Annotated in this window: 22 protein-coding genes and 2 tRNA genes; 15 read left to right on the forward strand and 9 right to left on the reverse strand. The window is 49.7% G+C overall.

All coding sequences use genetic code 11. The features are described from left to right. Positions 1 to 59: 59 nt before the first annotated feature. The 3 genes from yidD to rpmH are packed head-to-tail and all read right to left on the reverse strand — an operon-like array spanning position 60 to position 1,058. Positions 60 to 533, reverse strand: coding sequence for a membrane protein insertion efficiency factor YidD (yidD, locus tag EZJ44_RS08995; RefSeq protein ID WP_131281672.1), 474 nt, complete (start codon positions 531 to 533; stop codon positions 60 to 62). Then, complete coding sequence (gene rnpA, locus EZJ44_RS06915; RefSeq protein ID WP_131281674.1) at positions 530 to 910, reverse strand: ribonuclease P protein component; 381 nt, start codon at positions 908 to 910, stop codon at positions 530 to 532. Before rnpA ends, yidD begins: the two co-directional genes overlap by 4 nt. 7 nt (positions 911 to 917) lie before the next feature. Further along, complete coding sequence (rpmH, locus tag EZJ44_RS06920) at positions 918 to 1,058, reverse strand: 50S ribosomal protein L34 (protein ID WP_084707475.1); 141 nt, start codon at positions 1,056 to 1,058, stop codon at positions 918 to 920. A gap of 403 nt (positions 1,059 to 1,461) precedes the next feature. Between rpmH and dnaA the strand changes: the two genes are divergently transcribed. The 10 genes from dnaA to EZJ44_RS06965 all read left to right on the forward strand — a co-directional run bounded on the left by dnaA (position 1,462) and on the right by EZJ44_RS06965 (position 12,696). Then, the gene (gene dnaA, locus EZJ44_RS06925; RefSeq protein ID WP_131281676.1) at positions 1,462 to 3,120 is read left to right on the forward strand and encodes a chromosomal replication initiator protein DnaA; all 1,659 of its coding nucleotides are present in this window, start codon (positions 1,462 to 1,464) and stop codon (positions 3,118 to 3,120) included. Between the two features lie 439 nt (positions 3,121 to 3,559). Next, positions 3,560 to 4,693 carry a DNA polymerase III subunit beta gene (dnaN, locus tag EZJ44_RS06930; RefSeq protein ID WP_131281678.1) on the forward strand — a complete coding sequence of 378 codons (1,134 nt, stop codon included), beginning with the start codon at positions 3,560 to 3,562 and terminating at the stop codon, positions 4,691 to 4,693. A gap of 12 nt (positions 4,694 to 4,705) precedes the next feature. Continuing rightward, positions 4,706 to 5,932 carry a DNA replication/repair protein RecF gene (gene recF / locus EZJ44_RS06935; RefSeq protein ID WP_131281680.1) on the forward strand — a complete coding sequence of 409 codons (1,227 nt, stop codon included), beginning with the start codon at positions 4,706 to 4,708 and terminating at the stop codon, positions 5,930 to 5,932. After that, positions 5,929 to 6,672: a DciA family protein gene (locus tag EZJ44_RS06940; protein ID WP_131281682.1), complete on the forward strand. Its 744-nt coding sequence runs from the start codon at positions 5,929 to 5,931 to the stop codon at positions 6,670 to 6,672. The genes recF and EZJ44_RS06940 overlap by 4 nt, the downstream gene beginning before the upstream one ends. Positions 6,673 to 6,982: 310 nt before the next feature. Further along, a complete protein-coding gene (gyrB, locus tag EZJ44_RS06945) occupies positions 6,983 to 8,959 on the forward strand; it encodes a DNA topoisomerase (ATP-hydrolyzing) subunit B (protein ID WP_241658637.1) in 1,977 nt (658 codons plus the stop codon). A gap of 83 nt (positions 8,960 to 9,042) precedes the next feature. Continuing rightward, entirely contained in the window at positions 9,043 to 11,655 is a 2,613-nt protein-coding gene (gene gyrA / locus EZJ44_RS06950) for a DNA gyrase subunit A (RefSeq protein ID WP_131281877.1), read from the forward strand. Positions 11,656 to 11,722: 67 nt separating this feature from the next. Further along, positions 11,723 to 12,163: a DUF3566 domain-containing protein gene (locus EZJ44_RS06955; RefSeq protein ID WP_241658628.1), complete on the forward strand. Its 441-nt coding sequence runs from the start codon at positions 11,723 to 11,725 to the stop codon at positions 12,161 to 12,163. A gap of 207 nt (positions 12,164 to 12,370) precedes the next feature. Beyond that, positions 12,371 to 12,444 (forward strand) — tRNA-Ile (locus tag EZJ44_RS06960). 32 nt (positions 12,445 to 12,476) lie between these two features. After that, positions 12,477 to 12,599 carry a hypothetical protein gene (locus EZJ44_RS08975; RefSeq protein ID WP_277751403.1) on the forward strand — a complete coding sequence of 41 codons (123 nt, stop codon included), beginning with the start codon at positions 12,477 to 12,479 and terminating at the stop codon, positions 12,597 to 12,599. 24 nt (positions 12,600 to 12,623) lie between these two features. Further along, positions 12,624 to 12,696: transfer RNA gene (locus tag EZJ44_RS06965), tRNA-Ala, on the forward strand. Between the two features lie 344 nt (positions 12,697 to 13,040). Here EZJ44_RS06965 and EZJ44_RS06970 read toward each other — a convergent pair. Together EZJ44_RS06970 and EZJ44_RS06975 are read right to left on the reverse strand one after the other, a co-directional pair. Then, entirely contained in the window at positions 13,041 to 13,838 is a 798-nt protein-coding gene (locus EZJ44_RS06970; RefSeq protein ID WP_131281687.1) for a CAMP factor family pore-forming toxin, read from the reverse strand. 343 nt (positions 13,839 to 14,181) lie between these two features. Then, positions 14,182 to 14,970 carry a hypothetical protein gene (locus EZJ44_RS06975; RefSeq protein ID WP_131281690.1) on the reverse strand — a complete coding sequence of 263 codons (789 nt, stop codon included), beginning with the start codon at positions 14,968 to 14,970 and terminating at the stop codon, positions 14,182 to 14,184. Positions 14,971 to 15,218: 248 nt separating this feature from the next. Here EZJ44_RS06975 and EZJ44_RS06980 point away from each other — a divergent pair, with 248 nt between their 5' ends. Then, the gene (locus EZJ44_RS06980) at positions 15,219 to 15,740 is read left to right on the forward strand and encodes a peptidylprolyl isomerase (RefSeq protein ID WP_131281692.1); all 522 of its coding nucleotides are present in this window, start codon (positions 15,219 to 15,221) and stop codon (positions 15,738 to 15,740) included. 8 nt (positions 15,741 to 15,748) lie between these two features. Beyond that, positions 15,749 to 16,381, forward strand: a complete 633-nt coding sequence (locus tag EZJ44_RS06985; RefSeq protein WP_131281694.1) for a rhomboid family intramembrane serine protease — start codon at positions 15,749 to 15,751, stop codon at positions 16,379 to 16,381. A 576-nt stretch (positions 16,382 to 16,957) separates the two neighbouring features. Here EZJ44_RS06985 and EZJ44_RS06990 read toward each other — a convergent pair. Then, complete coding sequence (locus EZJ44_RS06990) at positions 16,958 to 17,233, reverse strand: cell division protein CrgA (protein WP_131281696.1); 276 nt, start codon at positions 17,231 to 17,233, stop codon at positions 16,958 to 16,960. 292 nt (positions 17,234 to 17,525) lie between these two features. Between EZJ44_RS06990 and EZJ44_RS06995 the strand changes: the two genes are divergently transcribed. From EZJ44_RS06995 to EZJ44_RS07000, 3 genes are read left to right on the forward strand one after another with little or no spacing between them, the layout of a single operon-like run. Then, entirely contained in the window at positions 17,526 to 18,422 is an 897-nt protein-coding gene (locus EZJ44_RS06995; protein WP_241658629.1) for a class E sortase, read from the forward strand. 55 nt (positions 18,423 to 18,477) lie between these two features. After that, positions 18,478 to 18,633, forward strand: coding sequence for a hypothetical protein (locus tag EZJ44_RS08755; protein ID WP_165496146.1), 156 nt, complete (start codon positions 18,478 to 18,480; stop codon positions 18,631 to 18,633). Beyond that, complete coding sequence (locus tag EZJ44_RS07000) at positions 18,633 to 19,199, forward strand: anthranilate synthase component II (protein ID WP_131281698.1); 567 nt, start codon at positions 18,633 to 18,635, stop codon at positions 19,197 to 19,199. Before EZJ44_RS08755 ends, EZJ44_RS07000 begins: the two co-directional genes overlap by 1 nt. Before the next feature lie 67 nt (positions 19,200 to 19,266). Here the strand turns inward: EZJ44_RS07000 and pknB are convergent, their stop codons facing one another. The 3 genes from pknB to EZJ44_RS07015 all read right to left on the reverse strand — a co-directional run bounded on the left by pknB (position 19,267) and on the right by EZJ44_RS07015 (position 24,231). Then, on the reverse strand, positions 19,267 to 21,111 hold the full coding sequence (pknB, locus tag EZJ44_RS07005) for a Stk1 family PASTA domain-containing Ser/Thr kinase (RefSeq protein WP_131281701.1): 1,845 nt from the start codon (positions 21,109 to 21,111) through the stop codon (positions 19,267 to 19,269). 115 nt (positions 21,112 to 21,226) lie between these two features. Beyond that, positions 21,227 to 22,663 (reverse strand): peptidoglycan D,D-transpeptidase FtsI family protein, encoded by a 1,437-nt coding sequence (locus tag EZJ44_RS07010; RefSeq protein WP_131281703.1) that lies wholly within the window; start codon positions 22,661 to 22,663, stop codon positions 21,227 to 21,229. Next, positions 22,660 to 24,231 (reverse strand): FtsW/RodA/SpoVE family cell cycle protein, encoded by a 1,572-nt coding sequence (locus tag EZJ44_RS07015; RefSeq protein WP_131281705.1) that lies wholly within the window; start codon positions 24,229 to 24,231, stop codon positions 22,660 to 22,662. Before EZJ44_RS07015 ends, EZJ44_RS07010 begins: the two co-directional genes overlap by 4 nt. Positions 24,232 to 24,235: the final 4 nt, after the last annotated feature.

Raw genomic sequence — 24,235 nt, forward strand, 5'->3', positions numbered from 1 at the left:
TCGGTTTGGTCTTTTTATTCTATAAATCCTATTCGAACTATTTGTTCGTTACGCCGCTTTTAATCTTGTTGATTAGACGTAGCATTAGGATCTAAAGCTTGTTTTTGTCGATATTCTATTAGTTCTGCATAACCGAGTGGCTTGTGTGGCCATTGACCGGGCTGAGGTACCCAATCCACGCCACCTTTGCTCCACGGATTGCAGCGGAGAATTCTCCAACTAGTCAAAAGTGTACCCTTGATTGGCCCATGAATCTGAATTGACTCAATTGCATATTGAGAGCACGTTGGTTGATAGCGGCATCTACGTGGGGTATAAGCCGAAATATTGCGCTGATACCACCTAATACAGGCCACAAATAGGCGAGAAAGAGGATTTCTCGAAAGCTGTTCTTCACCCTGCGCACCGGGATAAACATTTGGTTGATCATTGGGTTGAACATCTCGTTGTGCAGTTGTTTGAGCGCCAAACGGAGAAAAATCATCTTTGCCGCATGTATGCGATTGGTGATTTGTGTGCGATTGATTATTCATCGTGACTCCTGAAGAATATTGAGCCGACGAAATTCGCGCACAAGTGCCTTTTCTAATGTGTGAAAGTCGGCACCAGCTGCAGGGGAAAGCGCGCGAATTACAAGCGCATCGCATTCAAGATCATCAACATAATTCCTCAAAATATGCCGAAGTTTGCGTGTAACGCGATGCCGCACAACCGAGTTACCAACCGCCTTGCCAACCACAAAACCAATCTTTTTATCCACAACGAAGCCGACCTCATCGAGGCCGGCTTCGTTGACTTGCCCATCACACAATGTGTGGACAACTAGAAACTGATTTCCGCTGCGCTTACCATGACGAAAAACTTGTGAAAACTCGCCAGATTTTCGCATCCGGTTTGCTGCAGGCAGCATAATTACATCAGGCGGATAGCTTTGCGCGACCCTTGCGACGACGTGCAGCGAGAACTGCACGACCTGCGCGGGTGCTCATACGCTTACGGAAGCCGTGAACCTTCGCACGACGACGGTTGTTCGGCTGGAACGTACGCTTGGTAGACATGGGTTAACTCCCACTTATTGAACTTACTTCACCAAAATGTTCCTGAAATCGTCAATATCTCAATCATATTTTGGTGTGTGTACCTTCTATGCACACATGACCATATGACTCTACGCGACTTTTCGCCGCCAGGTCAATAAATATCCGGTTTCTCGTGACTGATATCTCAAGGCCTAAATATGAACAATTCCATTTTCTTTCGCTTTCCACACCTGTGGTTATTTTTCGGAAAAAGACTTTCTGCTGATTTTTAGCCGAGAAGCGATATAAATTACAAAGATGTAATATCCACAGCTGTGAATATCGCTGTGGATAACTGTGGACGTTTCCACAGTTTCTGTTTTATTATTAACGAGTTATCTGTTATGGGATGATTTATCAACGAATACCTGGAGCCAATATTATGACTGAAAGTTTTGCTGCTCGCGATGCTTGGACAGCAGCCACTGAGCTACTGAGATCAGCAGGAAAACTCTCAGATTCTCAAACAGCTTTTGTGCGTATGGCTCGACCTTTAGCTGCCGTTGATGATGTATTCGTTATTGGAGTTGGATCTGATTTTGTCAAGGAATGGATCCTCCAGCACGTAGCGTCGTCAATGACTGAACAGCTCAACGCAATATTGGGTCGCGAAGTAAAGCTAATGATTTCAGTTGATCCTTCCTTGAGCGAGCAACAAGCACCAGCAAATACTGCGCCTACACAGCCGAACTGGACTCCTACGCAGGTAGAAGAGCATCATATTTCGGAAACTGAGCAATTTTCTCAACCTAATTATCCCCATATTTCGCAGCTGCCGGCGCAGACCTCTGATTACTCTCACCAAGAATTTGCCGGATCGGATTATCACAACGAATATCAACAATCCGAATACCCAGCTCACGAGGACTATTCCTCACATCAGCAACCCAGCCACACGACGTCGTACGTTGATCATCGCCCTGAATATCAGTCACGCTTGGCAAAAAATCTGCCTCATATTCCTGACTCAAACTCAGTACAAACCCAAGCGCGATTGAATCCGCGATACACCTTTGAAACTTTTGTTACCGGCGAATCAAATCGCTTCGCTCACGCAACTGCATTGGCTGTGTCGGAGGCTCCTGGATCAACATACAATCCTCTGTTCCTCTATTCCGACTCCGGTATGGGCAAAACCCACTTGCTCCACGCGATTGGAAATTACACCGTTAAGCTCTATCCACATAAGAAAGTGCTCTATATTTCGTCGGAAGAGTTTACAAACGCTTTTATTAACGCGCTACGCGATCAAAAGATCCACACTTTCAAGGATCAGTTCCGTAACGTGGATATTTTGCTCATCGACGATATTCAATTTATTTCGAACCGAGATTCCACTCTCGAAGAGTTCTTCCATACCTTCAATGCGCTGTCCAATGCCAATAAGCAGATTGTGATTACGTCCGACGTCGCTCCAAAACTGCTCACCGGATTCGAAGATCGAATGATTTCTCGCTTCGCCTCAGGTATTACAGCCAGCATTGATTTGCCGAACCTCGAAACTCGAATCGCTATTTTGGAAAAGAAAGCTGCGGCAGAACAATTACACGTTCCACGTCCTGTTCTGGAATTTATTGCCTCGAAAATGACCACGAATGTGCGTGAAATGGAAGGTGCATTGCGTAGGATCACCGCCTATGCCGATCTTGCCCACAACCCAATTTCGCTTGATATGGCTGAACTTGTGCTCAAGGATATGATCTCTGATCCTGAGTCGGTACAAATCACCGCCGGGCTCGTGATGGCACAAACTGCAGCTTATTTTGATATTAGCCTTGATGAGCTTAAGTCTCAGACCCGCACCCGTTCATTAACTACTCCACGCCATATTGCCATGTATCTATGCCGTGAAATGACGGATCTTTCACTACCTAAAATTGCTGAGAGTTTTGACCGGCGTGATCACACCACAGTTCTCAACGCTTTACGAAAAATTGAAAAAATGATGGCGGAAAAGCAACACATCTTTAATCAAGTCTCCGAATTGACTGCCAGAGTCAAACAATCGGCTAAAGAGCAGGCACAACAACGAAAAGAGTAGTTATCCACAAAAGATGCGAATATCTCTTTGAAAAGAATTGAAATTCTGTGGATAAATTTAAGTCTCTTGTGTATATTTTCCACAACAAAATGGTTCATCCACATTTTGATTCGATATGACCTAAAGTTCTAAACAAAAATATTCACGCCCAAAAGTGCGACGTATCAATACAAAAGGTAGTTATCCACAGAATCCACAATAGCTACTACAACTACTACAAATAAGTAAATGACAAATTCCGGATGGCAGCCGACTGCGGTGGAGGTTCAATCATATCTTTTCGAATGAAAAATGTGATGCCTAGATCCTAGATTTGGAAAATATTTTTTCTAGATACAAAGTGTCGATAAGAAGTTATGAACAAATGCGAAAGCAAGTATTGAAGAACGCGCAAACTCAAGTAGAGTTACACAGTAGTAATGAAGAAAGTAGGTAAGCAGTGAAATTCCAAGTCGAACGCGAGACTTTCACAGAAGCTGTAACGTGGGTAGCAAGAACAATCCCTAATCGTCCAGCGATTCCTGTGTTAGCAGGTCTAAAAATTGTTGCCTCCGAAGAAGGAAAAATTTCACTCGGGTCACGTGATTCTGATATCACGTCGCACATCGATATCGAAGGTGATATTCAGATTCCTGGTGAAATTCTCGTCAACGGAAAGCTATTAGCTGATATTTGCCGATCGTTGCCGTCAAAGCCAATTCTTTTTTCACTTGAGGGAACCAAGCTTGAAATTGAGTGTGGTTCTGCCCGTTTTTCGATGAAAACGATGGCTATGGATGACTACTCCGAGTTGCCAGCGATGCCGCCCGTCGTCGGAACTGTTGACGGAGATCAGTGGCAAGAAGCGGTTTCGCAGGTAACAGTGGCAGCGTCAAACGACGATACGCTGCCTATGCTCGTGTCGGTTTGCATTGAAATTGAAGGCTCGTCGATTTCTTTGATGGCTACCGACCGTTACCGCTTGGCAGTGCGTCACATCACGTGGGAGCCTACAGATTCTTCAATTAACAAGCGGATTTTGGTGCGCGGCTCGCGTTTGCTTGATATTGCAAAGTCTCTTGGCACTGCTGGATCAGTGGAGATTTCTCTCGAGGAATCTGGTTCCTCAGCGCTGATTGGCTTTTCTGCTGGTGGCAAGCAAAACACGGTTCAACTTATCGAAGGTGAATATCCACAAGTACGTTCGCTTTTCCCTGCTGAAGTTGCCGGCTACGCCACAATTGATCGCGCCAATATGCTTGATGCGATTAAGCGTTCACGTTTGGTTGTGGAAAAGAATTCCGCAGTGAGATTGTCATTCACAGAGGGTGAACTGGTTGTTGAGGCTGGTCATGGCGATGCAGCTCAAGCATCGGAAGCTTTGGAAGCAAATCTTCACGGTGAAGATATTTCTTTGGCATTCAATCCGATCTTCCTTCAAGAGGGAATTAGTGTGATGAGCGAGCAAAATATTCGCCTTTCCTACACACATCCAACGAAGCCAGCTGTCATCACGCAGGAAAATGATGAGGGAGAGGCAGACGAAAGTTTCCGTATGCTTTTGATGCCAATCCGCACATTCGGATCCAACTAGTGTTGTTTAGGCGTGTACATCTCAGATCTCGCTCTCAATGATTTTCGGTCCTACCAAGAGGTAGTTTTACAGCTACAACCTGGAGTAACGACATTCATTGGGGAGAATGGACAAGGAAAAACCAATCTGATTGAAGCGATTGGTTATTTGGCAACGTTTTCTTCCCATCGAGTTGCCGCTGATGTCGCCCTCGTTCGCCAAAGTGCTTCAGCTGCGGTAATACGTGCCAAAGTGGTTCATGACGACTCCCCTACAGTGGTGGAGTTAGAGATTTTGGCTGGTAAAGCTAACAGGGCTCGGATCAATCGTGGCAATGTTAAAGTGCGTGATTTGCTCGGAATTGTTCGAACTGTTCTATTTGCGCCGGAAGATCTCGAGCTCGTGCGCGGAGATCCAAGTGCACGCCGGAATTTTCTTGATTCGCTCATGATTCAATTCAAGCCCAGCTCAGCGGGTATCAAGAGTGAATACGAAAAGGTTTTGAAGCAGCGCGCGGCTTTGTTAAAAAGTGCTGCAAAAATTAAGCGACGCGGCGGAATATTCGACGAAACCAGCCTCGATATTTGGGATGCCCAATTTGCGCGGCTAGGAGCGCAACTCATAGCGCAAAGAATCGCAATTATTCAGCTGTTACGCCAGCCAGTGCAGGATTTTTATCAAGAAGTCTCGGGCGGAAAAGGCATTGCGCGTATAGATTACGAAGCTAATCTCCTCAAGCGGCTCGAGTGGCAATTGCCCAGTCCAGAGCATACGCATACGGATCAGGCGCTCGCGGATATTGCTGCGCGCGAGAACGAGCTGCTCGACGTCGTCAAGAACGAAAAAATTATGCTGCAACTTTTGAAAAAGTGGCGGCCAATTGAAATCGAACGCGGAGTTAATCTTGTTGGCCCCCACCGCGACGATCTACGCCTCACATTGGGAACTTTACCTGCGAAAGGATTCGCTTCGCACGGCGAGTCATGGTCGTATGCTCTCGCTTTGCGCCTTGCTTCGTGGGTTGTGATGCGCGAGCAGAATAATGACATTTGGATGGAAGACGACGCCGAGCCGATTTTGATTCTCGACGACGTTTTCGCTGAGTTGGATTCGCGTCGTCGTGAACGTCTGGCGAAGATTATCTCCCAAGCGCAGCAAGTCTTTGTCACGGCTGCGGTTGGCGACGACGTTCCCAGCGAGCTCATTGGTGATCGTTTTTGGGTTGAGGCTGGTAGTGTGCGAATGGTGGAGCAACCATGAAGCGCAGTTCGGAAATTGCAGACACTGTAGTAGGCACAAGTAGTGCTAGGAACAGGGATATTGCTAGCAACAGAAAAATTGCTAGCAATATCGACTCTCTAGCTGACTCTGTAGCCAGCACAAATGATGCCCAAGCTGTGAATGATTCACCGGGCAAAATTGAAGCCGCTAAAATTGCGTCGGCAGAAAAATACGGAGATAAACTCCCATTGCAACGCCTCGAAGCGATGAGAAAACTGGCTTATGAGCGTGGGTGGGTGCGCGTGAAAATGCAATCCTCCCAAGATTCAGACTTATTTGCCCAGTCAGATATGAAGATTGGCGCGGATGTATTTGTTCCCTCACCAGGGCAAGAAGTTGGGTCCGGAGCTCGTGCTTCATGGCGTGATCCGAAACCTTTGAGCGTCATGTTGCGCGCTACTGTGAAAGAGCGCGGTTGGGGCAGTCAGCTTGATGTGGCTTCTGTGGCTACTCGGTGGCCACAACTTGTTGGTGAAACTGTGGCAGCAAATTGTGTGGTTGAATCTTTTGACCACGATGGTGTTTTGATTTTGCGGGCGAGAACAGTGTCTTGGGAAACGCAGATGAGAGCACTTGCAGCCACGCTTGATCAGCGACTAGCGCAGGAGCTTGGAGAAGGCGTGGTGAAAGAAATTATTATCAACGGCCCGCACGTGCGCAGTTGGAAGCACGGTCGGTTGTCGGTGAAAGGGCGCGGTCCGCGCGACACATACGACTAATACGCCCACATACACTAAAAATGAACATAAACAGGCGATACCGGCGCAGCTATGCGCTCGAAAATCGCCGTTAAACGCGCTATACTGAATTTGCCCTTGTGGAATGTAGGTCCCTACCTCATTGGGGCTAAAATGGATTAGAAAGCGATTCTAGTCTCATTTTGAGATATGGGCCACATTTATCGGTGTGGTTCGCGCAAATTATGCAACGAGGAGATCTCTAAGCGTGTCCAACGAAGAAGAGCAGCCAAAAAACGAGGCGCAAACAAGTTCCACCCAAGCGGAAAAATCCTCTTATGGAGCTTCAGATATTACCGTTCTCGAAGGTCTTGAAGCTGTACGTAAGCGCCCCGGAATGTATATCGGTTCCACTGGGGAGCGCGGACTTCACCACCTGGTATATGAAGTGGTGGATAACTCGGTCGACGAAGCTTTGGCTGGCTACGCTGATGAAATTACCGTAACGCTACTGGCAAATGGCGGCGTGAAAGTTGTTGATAATGGGCGTGGTATTCCGGTAGACATTCACCCAACTGAAGGTGTTTCCGCAGTTCAAGTTGTTATGACTGTGCTTCACGCAGGTGGAAAATTCGGTAATGGCTCTTACGCTGTCTCCGGTGGTCTTCACGGCGTCGGTATCTCCGTCGTCAATGCGCTATCTACGCGGATGGATACTGAAGTGCGTCGCGACGGACACGTGTGGAGGATTTCGTACGAAAACGGCGTCCCCGTAGCACCGCTTGAAAAAGGTGAGGCAACGGAAGAAACGGGCACCACCCAAACTTTCTGGCCAAACGGCGACATCTTCGAAACCACAGAATTTGACTACGAAACCCTGCGCAAGCGTTTCCACCAAATGTGTTTCCTCAACAAAGGCTTGCGTATCACGCTCATTGACGAGCGTCCACAAGCAGTGCAAGAGGGCGACGAGGTAACTGGCGATTCAGATAGCGTCGAGGATCTTCCTGCGTCGGGTTACCGTAAAATTTCGTACAAGTACGACGGCGGTTTGCACGATTACGTGAACTACCTCGTGCAAACGAAGAAGGTCGAGCGCGTTCATGCCGAGCCAATTTACTTCGAAGCCGAAGATAAAGAAAAGAAAATCTCGGTGGAGATTGCGATGCAGTGGACGAGTGCTTACTCCGAAGCTTTGCATACGTTTGCAAATACGATTAATACCACCGAGGGCGGCACGCACGAAGAAGGCTTCCGCACGGCTTTGACCTCGATCATCAATAAGTATGCGCGTGATAAAAACCTCTTGAAGGAAAAGGATCCAAACCTCTCAGGCGAGGATATTCGAGAAGGACTTACCGCCGTCATCTCGGTAAAACTCGGCGAACCACAGTTTGAGGGCCAAACGAAAACCAAGCTTGGCAATACCGAAGCGCGTACTTTCGTGCAGCAGCAAACTTACGCCTATTTGGCCGATTGGCTGGATATGCATCCGTCGGAGGGACGCGAAATTATTCGCAAGGCATCGCAAGCATATTCTGCGCGTCTCGCTGCTCGTAAAGCTAGGGAAGCTACTCGCCGTAAGTCGGTGCTCGAATCGGCAGCGATGCCAGGAAAACTCAAAGATTGCACATCACGCAACCCTGAAGAGTGCGAAATCTTTATCGTCGAGGGTGATTCCGCTGGTGGTTCGGCTGTGAATGGTCGTGATCCGAAGCATCAAGCAATCATGCCGATCCGTGGAAAGATCCTCAACGTAGAAAAGGCTCGGCTTGATCGAGCGCTTTCGTCCGACTCGATTCAAAGCCTTATCACTGCATTTGGCACTGGTGTGGGCGATGAATTCGATATTGCGAAGTTGCGTTACCACAAGATTGTTTTCATGGCCGACGCCGATGTGGACGGTCAGCATATTGCCACCTTGTTGCTGACTTTGGTTTATCGCTATATGCGGCCACTCATTGAGGGCGGATTCGTTTACCTGGCGATGCCGCCGTTGTATCGAATCAAGTGGACGAACGCTCCACACGATTATGTGTTCTCTGATAAAGAGCGTGACGAAGTGCTCGCTGCCGGTTTTGCTGCTGGTAAGAAGTTGCCGAAAGCAGAAGGCCAGGGAATCCAGCGCTACAAGGGTTTGGGCGAAATGAACGATTCAGAATTGTGGGAGACCACAATGGATCCGCAAACGCGCACACTCAAGCAAGTTTCCATTGGCGAAGCTGCAGCCACCGATGAAACATTCTCCATCCTCATGGGTGAAGATGTTGTATCACGTAGAAGCTTTATCCAGCGCAACGCACACGACGTTCGCTTCCTCGACATCTAAGGGTTACCGTGAGCAAAGAAAACGAAACTAACGAAGAAGTGTACAACCACGGAACGATTAAAGAGGTTGATCTCCAAAAAGAGATGGAGACTTCTTACCTCGACTACGCGATGTCGGTTATCGTGGGTCGAGCGCTCCCAGATGTTCGCGATGGTATGAAGCCAGTACACCGTCGCGTTATCTACGCGATGTGGGACGGCGGATACCGCCCTGATTCGTCATTCTCCAAGTCGGTGAAGATCGTTGGCGACGTAATGGGTCATTTCCACCCACATGGCGACGCCGCAATTTACGACACGATGGTACGCATGGTCCAGCCGTGGAACTTGCGCTACCCACTCGTTGCCGGACAGGGAAACTTCGGAACAGCAGGTGATCTTGGCGCAGCAGCTCCTCGATACACCGAGGCGCGCATGGCTCCGCTAGCAGTAGAAATGGTGCGCGATATTCACGAAGATACCGTGAATTTTGAGCCTAACTTCGACGGTTCGGTGCAAGAGCCAGTTGTGCTCACCTCGCGTTTTCCAAACCTGTTGGTTAATGGTTCTGAAGGTATTGCGGTTGGTATGGCAACGCGCATTCCGCCGCACAATCTACGCGAAGTTGCGGCAGGTGTGCAGTGGTACTTGGAGAATCCCGAGGCTTCACGTGACGAACTTCTAGCTCAGCTTCTGCTTCGTATTAAAGGTCCTGATTTCCCAACAGGTGCGATGATCCTTGGCACTCGCGGTATTGAAGAAATGTACCGCACTGGCCACGGTTCGATTACCCAGCGTGCAGTGGTAGAAGTTGATGAAATCAACGGTCGCCAGTGCTTAGTGGTGACCGATCTTCCTTACCAGGTCAATCCAGATCGCTTGCTCGACAAGATGGTTGAAGGCATCAAAGATGGCCGTTTGCCTGGTATTGCAGATATCCGTGACGAGTCCTCAGGACGTGCTGGCCAACGTATCGTGATTGTGCTCAAGCGCGACGCCGTTGCCAAAGTTGTGTTGAACAACCTGTACAAGCACACCCAGCTCCAAAACAACTTCCCAGCCAATATGCTTGCGCTGGTAGACGGCGTGCCGCGTACGCTTTCGCTTGATGGCTTCGTGTTCCATTGGGTACAGCACCAGATGGAAATCATCCAGCGCCGCACCGCTTTCCGTTTGAAGAAAGCCGAAGAACGTTTGATGATTTTGGAGGGTCTGGCAAAGGCTCTCGACCAGCTCGATGCTGTTATCGCTTTGATTCGCGCATCTCAGACACCTGATGAGGCACGTCAAGGCTTGATGGAGTTACTCGATATCAACGAAATTCAAGCCGATCACATTCTTTCGATGCAGTTGCGCCGCTTGGCAGCTCTGGAACGTCAAAAGATTCTTGACGAAAAAGCCGAGAAAGAAGCTTTGTGTGAAGAGTACCGAGATATTCTCGCCAAGCCTGAGCGCCAGCGTCAGATCGTGTCGAGTGAATTGCAAGAAATCGTGGATCGCTACGGCGATGATCGTCGTACGACGATTCTTCCTTTCGACGGCGAAATGACCGTTGAGGATCTTATTCCAGAAGAAGACGTGGTGGTTACGATCACCCGATCGGGCTTCGTTAAGCGCACGAAAGTTAGTGAATATCGAGCTCAGCATCGTGGCGGTAAAGGTATCAAGGGCACGACGCTCCGGGGCGACGACGTCGTCGAACATTTCGGTATCGCCTCGACTCACGACTGGCACCTGTTCTTCACAAATATGGGGCGCGTATACCGCATTAAAGGATATGAGCTGCCCGAAGGCTCACGCGAGTCCAAAGGTCAGCATATTGCCAACCTTTTGGCGTTCCAACCAGGTGAAACTATTGCCTCGGCAATTACGCTGCGCAACTACGATCAAGCAGATTACTTGATTCTCGCCACCGAAGATGGCTTGGTTAAGAAAACAAAGCTCACCGACTATGACTCGACGCGTACTGGTGGATTGATCGCTATCAAGCTGCGCGAACACGAGGATGGAACTACGGATCAGGTAGTTTCTGCGCGACTGATCAACGAAGGCGATGACCTTCTGCTTGTGTCACGCAACGGCCAGTCCTTGCGTTTCACGGCGACAGACGAGGCGTTGCGACCAACTGGCAGATCGACGTCGGGCGTAACGGGAATGAAGTTCCGCACCGGCGACAAGCTGCTCACGATGGACGTCGTGCGCGACGACGCCGAAGTATTTATCGTTACCGAAGGCGGATTTGCTAAGCGGACCAGCGTTGATGAATATCGTACGCAGAGTAGGTCGGGAATCGGTATTAAGGTGGCTAACCTTGTTGAGGCGCGTGGCGAGTTGGTGGGTGCGTTGATTACACAGCCTGGCGACGAAGTCATGGTTATTATGCAGTCAGGCAAGGTTGTAAGGTCGTCAGTCGACGAGGTGAACCTGACGGGGCGTAATACGCAAGGTGTGAAGTTCGCGCGTCCGGACAAGAACGATTCGATTATCGCAGTTGCTCTTAACTTGGAGAGTGCCGGTGAAGAGGAGATCGAAGAATCGGAGGGTGTAGTTACTGAGGATGTGGGCTCTGTGGCGGGCGACGAAAGTTCGACAGCGTACTCCGCAACGGGCGAAGCAGATACTGCGGCGCAAGAATCGGACTCCGTAACGGAAGAAAATACTACAGACGTACAAAATGACGCTGAAAATGCGCCAGCGAGCGATATTATTAGCGAGTAGAACAACTTATCAACCAGAGCTGAAATGACGGGCCTATGCTCTTCACGAGGCGTGATGGAGAAATATTATGACAGCTTCGACTACTGAGACTCCTAAGAAACCTGCTGTGAAGTCGGATGGGGCAGAGAAAAAGGCGAAGAAAACGGTTGGCATCCGCAAGGTGCACATGACGATTTCGCATATTGATCCATGGTCGGCATTGAAGATTTCCTTCTTGGTGTCGGTTGCAATCGGGATCATGCTCATCGTGGCGTCAATCGTGTTGTGGCTGGTCTTTGATGCTATGCACGTGTGGGCAGGCATTGATGATCTTCTCAAGACGCTAAACTCCGAGCAACTCATGAAGCTTGGGCAGTTCTTACAGTTCGGGCGATTGATCCCGTTCTCGGTAGTTGTGGCGGTGATTGAAGTTGTGCTCTTGACTGCGCTTGGCACATTGATGGCAGTGATTTTCAACGTGATTGCCGTGCTTGTGGGCGGATTACACATCACCGTGACGGACGAATAATCTCAGCGAATTGGCGGCATGCCGATCAGTTGATGTTCCGACAGTTCAGTGAGCTGGTGATACGAAATTCAACTGCTTTGTGGTTGATTTAGGCTGGTCGGCAGCCAAAATGTGAGGTGCATTGCTAAGTGGGTATTCAGATTTGGATATTTGGCACGAAGTGAGTTAATCTTATTCGGCACCGTTAATGGTGCAGCACCTCAGAGAGGGCCTATAGCTCAGTCGGTTAGAGCGCCACACTGATAATGTGGAGGTCGATGGTTCGAGTCCATCTAGGCCCACTGCTTCGGGAAACGAAGGTAGAGGAGAAGCAATGAAGAAAGTAATCGTTTGGATTGCTCTTGGTGTTGTGGGATACGCCCTCTTCCTGAAAGGCTCAGAAGCTGCTCAACGTCAAGGAACTTGGCATCAAGCAGCAAATAGGGTAGAGTCCTAGAAGCAAGATGCCTCAGGTATCAAAGGGGCTTTGGCGCAATTGGTAGCGCACCTGCTTTGCAAGCAGGGGGTTACGGGTTCGAGTCCCGTAAGCTCCACAATTGAGAAGCGAGCGACGAAAGTCGCTCGCTTCTTTGTTTTTCAGGTTTGCGGTGTGGTTGCCTGAGTTTTAACCCGCTGTCAGCTCGAGTTTTGATCGTCTTTTCATCTTTGCCCTAATTTAGGTGATCCCTTTAACATCGCCCTATATAGCGCCCATTCCTAAAGAATCGCATAAGTTAGGGCACGGGTGTAGGGTACCACCATGGGTTTGATAAAAACTCAATAAGCTCGGATCGATAGTGGTATAGACGCTCAACTCTATAGCAGTGTGGGTGGGACTCGCATAACGGGAGTCCCACCCACACAGGTGCGTTAAGAAGGATTTACCATCTTGGCATAGTCACTTCTTGTCTGGAGCGCTGATTGCCTTTGCGTAAGCTGCATTGAGGGCAGTTACTTCATCATGTACTTGCTGTACGGTTGCGCCTGGGTCAAGCGATACGCCCACTGCGTGGGTGATTGCCATGTTCAGCTCGTTGTAAACCGAAAAATCCTTCTTACCGAGGATGTTTGCATCGCGGTTGATGCGAGTCTGCCAAATATCCTTGCGCAGTTCGTGCTTCACGTAAACGGTAGCGATGTCACCAGGGGTGAGATCTGGGTAGGTGCTTACGCGAGCAAGGGTATCAATCAGATCCTGCTTGGAAGCCTTCAACTGATCTTCGGTTGCGGTGAAGTTGATGATTCGGAGAATCGCCTTGGTTACGGAGAATCCGATTTCAACGTGTGCAGCCTGAACCTTGTTCTGAAGGGTGTGCACAGCGGTGTCGATGGTGATGCCAACCTGGGTTACCAACTCAGCGCGAGCGAAGATGGTGCTTGGATCGAAAGCAATGATGTCACCCGAGATGATTGCCTCAATCTCCTTGCGAAGCTCAGCGGCAGTCTGGAAAAGTTCCATGAATTCCTTGCCCCAGTTAGGCTGTGGAACTCCCTCGTTAGCTTTCTTGATCTTGTTGATGGCTGCATCAACATCAGCCAAGGCCTTCTTAGCCTTTTCTTGATCAGCGCTGCTGTAGGTGAAGACAGCTGAGGTGGCAGCTGCATCCAGATTGGAATCCTGCTGTGCGAGGCTTACGCCTGCGCCCGGCACAATCAGAGAGGTGGCCAATGCCAACGAAACGATTGGATTCTTCATCTTAGTCTCCTCGAATATTCGATTATTGTCGGGACGGTCGTCCTAACAATTTTGAGTTTATGACCTGAATGTCCAATTCGGAAGAACGAAGAAAGATGTCCAAAATGTGATACAATTTATAATTCAACTATAAGACAAATCTCCCATAAACTGACATCCACTATTCCGCACGAGATAAAGAAAAGGTTGTGGGTTCGAATTTTCATCCAAACCCACAACCAAAAGTAATTCTTGCAATTGAGTTTTTAGATGGAGTAGCCTGGTTAAGTTAGCCTATCTAAAATTGAGTAATTTTCAACTACTTTTCTCTATTGCTTTCACTCAGTATTTGAGGCTGATATTTTCAGTTTTCTGCCGACTCTTCTTTGTCAGAGCTATCAGAACCCAACTTGCTAGCAGCTTCCTTAACAGCATCCGCAGCGTCACGAGCAGCATGCTTTGCCTTCGTGCCAGCCTCAGAAGCCTTCTGCTTCAAATCCTCGGCAGTGTCTGCAACTGAATCGCGCAAGGTTGGCTCATCTGTAGATGCGGCAACATCTTCCCAGTAAGCCTCGGCCCATGGATCTTCAACCGGCTGGCTACGCTTCCAGAAGTAGTATCCAACAGATGCCACTGAACCAACAATGAGTGTGGATACGAAGCACTTCTTACGACGTGCCTTACGCTTTTCCTTCTTCTGAGCTTTCATCATTTCCTTTTGCTTCTTGAGAGCTTCTTTCTTAGCGGCATCAGCTGCGGCTTTTGCCTTCTTCTTCAGCTCTTTGGAACTCGACTTTACGTCGTCGAGAGTAGCAGTAGCTGCACCCACCATCATCGGGATATAGTCCGAGCGAACTTTCTCCGACGCATCTTCAACGTATGGACGAATCTTGTCTGCGGCGTCTTCCACATAAGGGCGAGCCTTAGTTGCAGCATCGTGAGCTACCTCGTTCACGCGTTGTGCAGTCTCTTGAGCAACTGGAGCAATACGCTTTCCTGCATCTTCGAGGCGTGGACCAGCCCATGCGCGGAACTTGCGGCCAGCTTCCTTTGCTTCGTCAAGCAGATCAGAAACAACTTCCTGGGTTGTTTCCTTTACGTCAAGCGCTTCTGCCTTAACCTTCTTCTTATTCTTGCAATGGATAATCGACATAGTGCCACCTCCAGGCGTCTTGGACGGCTCCGGGAGGAGACGTCACGTCGAAAGATCGAACCAATGATTAGATCGAGCAATGATCGAAAGTCAAAGATTCACTGATCTATACAGTCAATCATTACATTTAATAGCCATTCTTTCAGCAAACCATGCAAATTGTGGATAAATTAAGCTGATAGCAAGGACTTTCCACAGAAAGTGATCGAAATTCTCGCCTCGCCTTGCGAGTATGGGAAAATAGAGCCATGAAAGCAACATTGCATACAAATATGGGCGACATCGCCGTTGAACTCTACCCACAATATGCGCCGGAAACGGTTGCAAACTTCACCGAACTTGCCACCGGCAAGCGCGAATGGGCCGACCCTGGCACTGGTGAGCGCGTATCGCGACCGCTTTATGACGGCGTTATCTTCCACCGCGTGATCGACGGTTTCATGATCCAAGGTGGCGATCCACTGGGCACTGGCACTGGTGGACCAGGCTACACCTTTGACGACGAAATCTCCCCAGAAGTGAACTTCAACGAGCCTTATATGCTCGCTATGGCAAATGCTGGCACCCGCATGGGTCGTGGAACGAACGGTTCGCAGTTCTTCATCACTGTAGCTCCTACAACGTGGCTCCATGGCAAGCACACCATTTTCGGCAAGGTTGTGGATGAAGATTCACGCGCAGTGGTAGACAAGATTGCCACCACTCCAACTGGTGCGATGGATCGCCCAGTGAACGACATCGTCATCAATAGCATCACTGTAACGGAGTAACGCACTCAATGACGTACTATTCGGACGCCACATCAGGTAGTTTTCCACCTGACCGCAATAATGGTTGGGAAAAGGGACGCCGGATGTGGCGTTCGTCGTCGATTCCGGTGACGATGGTGTTTATCGGAATTTGTGTAGCGATTGCGTTGGTAGAACTGGTAATTCCTCAGCTAGAAGTCGAGTTGCTCTTTTTCCCACCCTTGGCGATTGATCAGCCATATCGCTTCATTACCTCGGCATTTTTGCATGGTGGCGTGGCGCATTTGCTATTCAATATGTATGCCTTGTGGATGCTGGGGATGGCCTTAGAACCTGCCTTAGGTGTTTGGCGTTACGTTGGACTGCTCGTCGTCAGCGCTGTATCTGGGAATCTTGCTGTTTATTCCTATGCATGGCTCACTGGCTACTGGGGAGTTGCGGCAGTTGGAGCGTCAGGTGCCGTGTTTGGACTGTTCGGTGCAATGTTGCTACTAGCTCGGGGTTCATCGAATTTCCGAAGTATTTTGGTGCTGCTGGCTGTGAACTTGATGATGAGTTTTATGATTCCGCAGATTTCGTGGGAGTCGCATGTGGGCGGCCTGCTCGGCGGGCTCGTTTTCACAGCATTGTTTTGCAGCAGAAAGTATCGTTCGAGGTATTGATGGCTAGTACCTTTAGCACCTCGCGTTAGGTACTAGTTGATACGTACTGGCTGCGAATTGTTGCCGCCGATTTATTGCTGTGGCGGGCGTATTAACACCGTTTGTTTATGACGACGTTCGCTTACGTATTCGTAATTTCTCGCTTATGTCGCATAGTTTCTCTTATGTTCACCAGGTTCATCACTATCCGCATTTCACCACACTTTGTGTGAAGAATGGCAAAGCGAATTGTTGTGGACTTTACCCACAAAATTGCCACAACCTGTGGAAATACATCAATGTAATTCTCCACAGCTGTGTGTAACTTGTGGATAATTACATCAATGTAATTTAGAAAATAGGAACAGAAATACAAGAAGTTACCGAAACTGAAAAGCAAAAATGGGGTAAGGACAAAAATTGTGGGGGAGAGCATCTGCTCTCCCCCACAACCGAGTCGTAATTTTCAAATTTTCATTGCCTGCAAAACGTAACTATGAACGGCTATGAGCTAGGCAATGATTATCAACGAGCATCACGTCATGAGCAGCAACGAACAAGCTATGAGCTAGTTGATCTCTAGCAACAGCGATGTGGTTACTTCCACCCCATCGTCATCAAGAATCCAACGAGCATCAAGCCAATTCCCACAAAAAGGTTGTAGTTGCCGTTACTGAAGAAGGGGAATGGGTATCCGCCATTCGTCACATACGCGGTAACCACAACGAGAAGACCAAGAATGGCGAGAGTTACCATCAGTGGTGCATACCAACGCGGAGAATGCTGATCGATTTTCTCAACCTTCTTGCTGGCAGAACGTGCCTTCGCAGTTTCGCGCTCAACTACCTTGCGACGCTTTTTTGATTCAGGCATAGCAATCCTTATCTACAATGATGTTTTCCACACTAAGACTATTCTACATGGGCAAGAAAACGAAATATCTTCTGCATCTATCCCGAAAACCTTCATCCCAAAATGTTCCTGAAATAAGCTAGATTCCGAATATTCTGAAACAATCCCAAGTGCGCTGCTTCCCGTATATGCACTTCAAATACGCTATTCCAAATAACTTGCGCAGTGATCACAGATAACTGTGGACTGTTGCCACTATCGAACATATGCAGATTAGAATAATAAGTAGAAATAGCATGAAGAAAGAGGATACGTGGGCAAACACTCGGCACCTCAGCAAGATCGCCTTGAAGATCTCTTGGCAGATCCACAAAATCAAAGCATAGACGAAGAATCTATCCCTAAATCAGCTCAGGCCGATCAGGGAAGCTTTTCGCATGCCGATGTGGACGATGAGAAGCAGAAAAAGAAGCGAGGCGGCTGGTTCAGCTGGCTTCTCGGAATTTTCGGTGAGTTACTCATTACCGCAGGTCTTGTTATTGGATTATTTATTGTCTGGCAGCTGTGGTGGACGAACGTTGAGGCTACGGCGTCGATCAAATCTGAAGTGAGCCAGATTCACGAAGATTTTGGTGAAGTTCCGGAAAAAATTGGACAACCACAAACAGGTGAACCTCCCATTATTTCGCCTGATAAAACTGAAGGTGCTGCGCTCGCGGTTATGCACATCCCCGCTTTTGGATACGATCACTCCACCCCAATAAAAGAAGGCGTATCGAAGAAGGTACTCGACACCGGCGCATTTGGGCATTATCCGAAAACGGCTCTACCTGGCGAAGTAGGAAACTTCTCCACTGCCGTGCACAGGGAAGTCTACGGTGCTCGCATGCTCCATGTGGACACGCTCGAAACTGGCACGCCTATCGTCGTCGAAACTCCAGACGCTTGGCTCGTGTACAAGATGATCAGCTACGAGATTGTTGACCCTACTGACGGACACGTGATCCTGCCCGATCCTTTCGTGGCTGGGGAAGCCGTCAAAAACGGACGTAACATACCAACTACCGCTCCTTCCCGGCGTCTGCTGACAATCACCACCTGCCACCCGCCGATGGTCTCCAACAAACGCTGGATTGTTCATGCCGAGTTTGATCATTGGGTCAAACGCTCCGACGGAATGCCACAAGAACTCGTGGATCCCGACAAGTAACAAACAGACCTATCCAGTAAACATTTGGCAAGCTAGCAGCATAACGAGGAAAAAGATGTATTCGGCAATTTGGCGTAAACTTCCTGGGCCAACCTGGCTCAAGCTGATCGAAGCACTTGTGCTTATTTTTGCGGTGGTGGCATTCTTGTTCACCTACGGATTTCCATGGGTAGTGGAGCACACAAATATTATCGACAACACGGTGGGATAATGGCTCGGATACTCGTTGTTGATAACTACGATTCGTTCGTTTATACGATCGTTGACTATCTGTGCCAGCTTGGTGCGTCTGTAGACGTCGTTCGAAACGACCACGTCGATTTATCAACGCTTACGCAGTACGACGGCGTGCTTATCTCGCCTGGTCCTGGCGCGCCTGCCGACGCCGGTCTCTCACCTACAGTCATCGAAAAATGTGCCGAACACGAGATTTCAATGCTTGGAGTGTGCCTAGGGCATCAGGCGCTCGCGGAAGTTTTTGGCGGCGTCGTTTCCCATGCTCCTGAGCTTATGCATGGCAAAACCTCGGAAATAGTCCACCACGATTCAGTGATTATGGATGGCTTGCCCAATCCACTTACTGTAACGCGCTATCATTCATTGGCGGTGCAGCCTGAGAGCCTCCCAAGCGAGCTCATTACAACAGCGCATGTAAACGGCATCATTATGGCGCTCAAACACCGCACGAAACCGCTGTTCGGTGTGCAGTTTCATCCTGAGTCGGTGCTCACGCAAAGCGGACTGAAAATGCTACAAAATTGGCTCGAGTCATTCTAAATAAATTCTAAATAACCCGAACCAATTCTGATAACGCTAACCAATTCTGATAACGCTAACCAGTCAACTACTTTCCGTTGTTGTTTGTTGGCGGATTTGGTGTTGGATTCGGTGTAGGGTTCGGATTCGGATCCGGCTTTGGAGCCGGTGCCGGTGTTGGTGCAGGACCGTCAGAGATCTCAAGTTTGACGGTTGTTGACACGTCAATAGGCCCAGCAAGCGGCTCTTGCTTAATTACCGTGTTCTTCGGCAAATCGCTTGCTACTGATTTAACGCTGCTATTGAGGCGAAGTGCCGAGAGTGTGTTGAGAGCGTCCTCTTGAGTCTTGCCAACCAAATTTGGCAACTCAATTTTTCCAGAGGCCACGTACAGGTGGATGGCAGTTCCTTTAGCGACGCTACTTCCAGCACTCGGTTCGGTGTCCACCACAATGCCCTTGGCTTTGCCAGCTTGATTTGTGGTTTCCACACTTCCAACTACCAGTCCGAGTTTTTCAAGCTCAGCACGAGCCTGCTCTTCGGTAACGCTTCCAGTGTTCAAAGTAGGTACCGTTACCGATCCTGGACCTGCCGAAAAATGCACAGTGACCTTTGTATCTTTGTCTACCGAAGTGCCGGCAGCAGGATCAGAGGAGACGAACCGCCCAACTGGAATCTTATCGTCATTGACTGGATCGCCAAGAACGAACTTCAAACCAGCTTTTTCAAGCGTCTTTCGTGCTTCGGCTTGGTCTGCATTCGCAAGATCAGGTACATCAACCTTCACCACAGCCGGAGTGGGCGTAGTTTCGGTATTATTATCGCGCGTCAGCGCATACGTGATGCCTGCAGCTGCGAGCAAAAAGAGGAAGACCGCCAAAACGATAATCCATGCCTTGCTCTTTTTAGCTGGTTCATTTTCCGTAGCCACTGGTGTCATACCAGTTTGGGTGTGAGCAGCTGCTACTGCTGTTGGTGGAACGTACGCCGGTGCCACCGTCGTTGCGTCGGAAGGGCGGGGAGGCGTAGGCACAACGCGCGTTTGCCAGGTATCGACGTCGGGCGCCAATACTGCTCCACCACGTGCCGCGCGTAGCAGCTCAAGGCGCATCTCGGCGGCATTCTGGTAGCGATCTTCACGCTTCTTTGCCAGCGATTTCATCACAACACGGTCGATAGCATCAGGAATGTCTGGAGCGATTTGCGATGCGGGCTTGGGCATTTCCGATACGTGCTGGTATGCCACGGCTACAGCGGAATCGCCTTGGAACGGCGGCTTTCCAGTCAAAAGTTCGTACAGCAAGCAGCCGGTGGAGTACAGATCGGAGCGAGTATCTACCACTTCGCCGCGGGCTTGCTCAGGTGAGAGGTATTGTGCCGTGCCAACTACTGAATTAGTAGAGGTCATGGTGGCCGCAGAATCGGCAATTGCACGTGCGATACCAAAGTCCATCACTTTGACCTTGCCATCTTGGGTCATCATGATATTGCCGGGCTTGATGTCGCGGTGGATGATGCCTTCTTGATGCGAGTATTCGAGTGCTGAGAGCACACCCGCTACTACTTGCACAGCTTCGTCAATCGGCAATGCCTGACCGTTCGACAGTAGCTTCGAAACGGTGCTACCACGCACATACTCCATCACGATATAAGGCAGCGCGAGTGAGCGGCCAGCAGCGGTGGTTACATGCTCTTCAGAGGTGTCATATACCGCCACAATCGCTGGGTGGTTGAGAGCTGCCGCTGATTGTGCCTCGCGGCGGAATCGCGCGAGGAATGTTGGGTCAGCTGCAAGATCGGCGCGTAGCACCTTGATGGCCACGGTACGCGACAAGCGAGTGTCATATCCAATATGCACCTGCGCCATGCCACCGCGACCGATGAGGTCGCCAACTTCGTATCGTCCACCGAGGATGCGTGGAATGTCCGTCATTGTTTCGCGCTCCTGTATGCGTCTAGGTAACTATCTTTGTTAATACTGCTCGTTGAAAACGAAAAAGTGTAGCTAGGAATGGTTGCAATTCCATTACAAAATGCGTTTGTACTGGTCATTTGCCTACCACCGCCTTGATGACGTTTCGTGCAATCGGTGCTGCTGCGTCGTTGCCATAGCCACCATTTTCCACAAAAACAGCCACTGCTACTCGAGAATTATCGGTGGCCTCGAAGCCAATAAACCAAGAATGAGCATCGCGGCCGCCACCAACTTGGGCAGTTCCAGTTTTTCCTGCTACCGGAACACCAGAAAGACGAGCCGAAGTTCCGGTGCCTTTCTCAACCACATCAATCATCATCGAACGTAAATGCGCTGCGGTTCCTTGAGAAATTGGCTTCGCAAACTCTTCTGGCTTTGTTTCAGAAATCGTCTCAAGGTCCGGTGAAAGCACCTGATCAACTAAATAAGGCTTCATTTCGACGCCGCGATTTGCAACAGTTGCCGCAATCATTGCCATTTGAAGCGGGCTTGCAAGCACATCACGTTGACCGAAAGAATCCATGGCCAACGTGGGTTTATCACTCGGCATCGGGAAAGTTGAAGGACGCACGAAAAGCGGAATCGAAAGATCTTTCTGGAAGCCAAAGGCCTGCGCCATCTTCACCATTTTTTCTGCGCCGAGATTGACGCCGGAAATAGCGAACGTAGTATTGCACGATTCAACGAAAGTGGTGCGAAGTGGGCTCTTTCCACTTCCGTCACCACATTTACCTTCATCGTTGCCAATCTGTGCAGAAGTGCCAGGAGGTGACCACGTCGTTGGCGAATCAACGATGGTATCCGGCGTCATGCCGTTTTCTAGCATCGCAGCGGCAGTAACAACCTTAAATACGGAACCCGGCGAGTAAAGATCGCCACCGAGTGCCCGGTTGAGAAGCGGCTTGTTATCAGCTTCATTGAGAGCAGACCAAGCACTTTTCGCCTGGGTACGGTCGTGAGTCGCGATCAAGTTTGGATCGAACGACGGTTTAGAAACAAGAGCAAGAATCTTTCCGGTGCTAGGCTCAATTGCCACCACGCCACCACGACGATTGCCTAATCCGTCAAATGCAGCCTTCTGAGCAGCGGGATTGATTGTCAAAGCGACGCCGCCACCTTGAGGTGCCTGACCAGTAAACAAATCTTGAATTCGTGATGCTACTAGTGAAGAATCTGAGCCACCAAGCACCGAGTTTTCGGTGCGTTCAATACCTGTCATTGAGTTGTGCGCCACCGAGAAGAAGCCAGTGATATGGGCGTAGTACTCGCCACCAGGGTATTTGCGCAAAAATTGGTAGGCATCGTCAATTGGCTCGGATTGGGCAATCGGCTGACCAGCAACAACAATCGGCCCTCGGTTTGTGCCGTATTCACGGTAAAGCGTGCGAACATTGCGCGAGTCGGCATTCAACGATGGTGCGGCGAAGAACTGAATATACGTCACTGCCAGCATAAGCGTGACAAACATGAGGGCAACTACAGTTGAAAGTTTTCTCAAGGGCGGATTCATAGGCGGACCACCTCGGTAAGCTGGGAGTTTCCGTCGTCTTCGTCGTCGATCTGCGCGTTGGAGCCGTTGCGTGTTTCGGATGACGCCGGCGCATCAGTGTCGGTGGCACCCGAACGCGAGTCGGTGCTCGAGTTTGATTCGCCGCTCGGGGTGAGGGCGTCGTCGCCAATCAACTCGCGCAGGTTAGCCGTGTCGATGGCGGAAAGTGGGGTGGATACAGGGGTGACGGGACGCCGTGCGTCGTCGGACATACGGATAAGCACGCCGATAATTATCCAGTTGGCGAGCAAAGCGGAACCGCCGAGCGCCAAGAACGGCATTGCTAGACCCGTGAGCGGGATAACGCGCGTGACGCCTCCAACCACTACGAAACACTGTAGCGCAATGGCGAAACCGAAGCCGGCAGCAAGGAGTTTGCCGAAGCCGTCACGTAAATGGATACCGGTGCTAAAGGCGCGGAACACGAGGATTAAGTAGAGACCGAGAATGGCAAGCAAGCCAATCATTCCGAGTTCTTCGCCAAAAGAGGGAATAATGAAGTCGGAGTTTGAGGCGTAGGATTTGGTTGGGTAGCCATTGCCCCAGCCAGTGCCGAAAAGACCACCTGATGCCATGCCGAATAGACCTTGTACCAGTTGGTAGGAACCGTAGGCTTGGTCGTACACCTCGCCATCAAGCGCGTGCAGCCACACTGTGAAACGAGCTTGGATATGTGGCATGAGCTGAACAATCACATAAATTCCGGCAGTTGACAGTATGCCGCCGATAATCAACCATGACACTCGTTCAGTGGCTACGTAGAGTACAGCCACGAATAGACCGAAGAAGAGCAGTGCAGTTCCGAAGTCTTTTTCGAGCGCGAGAATTGCTAGGCTCGCAGCCCACGCCACCAAAATCGGGGCGAAGTGCCGCAGCTGTGGAAGCTGGATTCCAAAAATTTTCTTCCCTGCGAGGGCGAGGTTGTCGCGTTGGGAAATGAGGTATCCTGCGAAGAATATAACGAACGCGATCTTTGCGAGTTCGGCAGGCTGAAAAGAAAATCCTGCCACGCGAATCCATAGTCGCGCACCATTGATCTGTTTTCCGATTACGGGAAGCATCGGTAAAAGGAGGAGTGTGATTCCAGCAAGTAAGGATATATAAGTGTATTTCCGCAGCTTACGATGGTCGCGAATAATCATAATCGCGCCGAGCATCAGCGCCACACCCACGATGCTCAAAATGAGCTGGCTTCCCACTTCCGTTCTACCGCTTGTTTTCACCAATGTGGTGTCGATCCGGTGAATCATCACCAGCCCAAGGCCATTGAGGGCGACGGCGGTGGGAAACAGTACCGGATCAGCCCACGGTGCGGTTTTTCTGATGAGGAAGTGTGCGCCAAAAACAACAGCGCCGAGCAGCACGGCAACGAAAACGAAATTGTCTGGGATTGCTTGGATATTCGCTGACGGCGACACGCCAATCGTCACCAAAATCCACGCTATTAGCCCAAGCGAAAAGGCAAGCACAAGTAGGCCAAACTCTTGGATTCGGCCGGTTCTAGCAGGACGTTGGCTAATAACGCTCATCTAG

The sequence above is a fragment of the Arcanobacterium bovis genome, from assembly GCF_004331995.1.
Classification (GTDB): Bacteria; Actinomycetota; Actinomycetes; order Actinomycetales; family Actinomycetaceae; genus Arcanobacterium_A; species Arcanobacterium_A bovis.

What these genes read in the sequence shown, in the direction of transcription:
- rnpA (WP_131281674.1), bottom strand. Translation starts at nt 910, where the DNA reads ATGCTGCCTGCAGCAAACCGGATGCGAAAATCTGGCGAGTTTTCACAA.
- dnaA (WP_131281676.1), top strand. Translation starts at nt 1,462, where the DNA reads ATGACTGAAAGTTTTGCTGCTCGCGATGCTTGGACAGCAGCCACTGAG.
- EZJ44_RS06985 (WP_131281694.1), top strand. Translation starts at nt 15,749, where the DNA reads ATGACGTACTATTCGGACGCCACATCAGGTAGTTTTCCACCTGACCGC.
- pknB (WP_131281701.1), bottom strand. Translation starts at nt 21,111, where the DNA reads ATGACGGACATTCCACGCATCCTCGGTGGACGATACGAAGTTGGCGAC.
- yidD (WP_131281672.1), bottom strand. Translation starts at nt 533, where the DNA reads ATGAATAATCAATCGCACACAAATCACCAATCGCATACATGCGGCAAA.
- EZJ44_RS06975 (WP_131281690.1), bottom strand. Translation starts at nt 14,970, where the DNA reads ATGTCGATTATCCATTGCAAGAATAAGAAGAAGGTTAAGGCAGAAGCG.
- EZJ44_RS06980 (WP_131281692.1), top strand. Translation starts at nt 15,219, where the DNA reads ATGAAAGCAACATTGCATACAAATATGGGCGACATCGCCGTTGAACTC.
- rpmH (WP_084707475.1), bottom strand. Translation starts at nt 1,058, where the DNA reads ATGTCTACCAAGCGTACGTTCCAGCCGAACAACCGTCGTCGTGCGAAG.
- gyrA (WP_131281877.1), top strand. Translation starts at nt 9,043, where the DNA reads ATGGAGACTTCTTACCTCGACTACGCGATGTCGGTTATCGTGGGTCGA.
- EZJ44_RS06990 (WP_131281696.1), bottom strand. Translation starts at nt 17,233, where the DNA reads ATGCCTGAATCAAAAAAGCGTCGCAAGGTAGTTGAGCGCGAAACTGCG.
- EZJ44_RS07000 (WP_131281698.1), top strand. Translation starts at nt 18,633, where the DNA reads ATGGCTCGGATACTCGTTGTTGATAACTACGATTCGTTCGTTTATACG.
- EZJ44_RS06955 (WP_241658628.1), top strand. Translation starts at nt 11,723, where the DNA reads ATGACAGCTTCGACTACTGAGACTCCTAAGAAACCTGCTGTGAAGTCG.
- EZJ44_RS06970 (WP_131281687.1), bottom strand. Translation starts at nt 13,838, where the DNA reads ATGAAGAATCCAATCGTTTCGTTGGCATTGGCCACCTCTCTGATTGTG.
- EZJ44_RS07015 (WP_131281705.1), bottom strand. Translation starts at nt 24,231, where the DNA reads ATGAGCGTTATTAGCCAACGTCCTGCTAGAACCGGCCGAATCCAAGAG.
- EZJ44_RS08755 (WP_165496146.1), top strand. Translation starts at nt 18,478, where the DNA reads ATGTATTCGGCAATTTGGCGTAAACTTCCTGGGCCAACCTGGCTCAAG.
- EZJ44_RS06940 (WP_131281682.1), top strand. Translation starts at nt 5,929, where the DNA reads ATGAAGCGCAGTTCGGAAATTGCAGACACTGTAGTAGGCACAAGTAGT.
- EZJ44_RS07010 (WP_131281703.1), bottom strand. Translation starts at nt 22,663, where the DNA reads ATGAATCCGCCCTTGAGAAAACTTTCAACTGTAGTTGCCCTCATGTTT.
- EZJ44_RS08975 (WP_277751403.1), top strand. Translation starts at nt 12,477, where the DNA reads ATGAAGAAAGTAATCGTTTGGATTGCTCTTGGTGTTGTGGGATACGCC.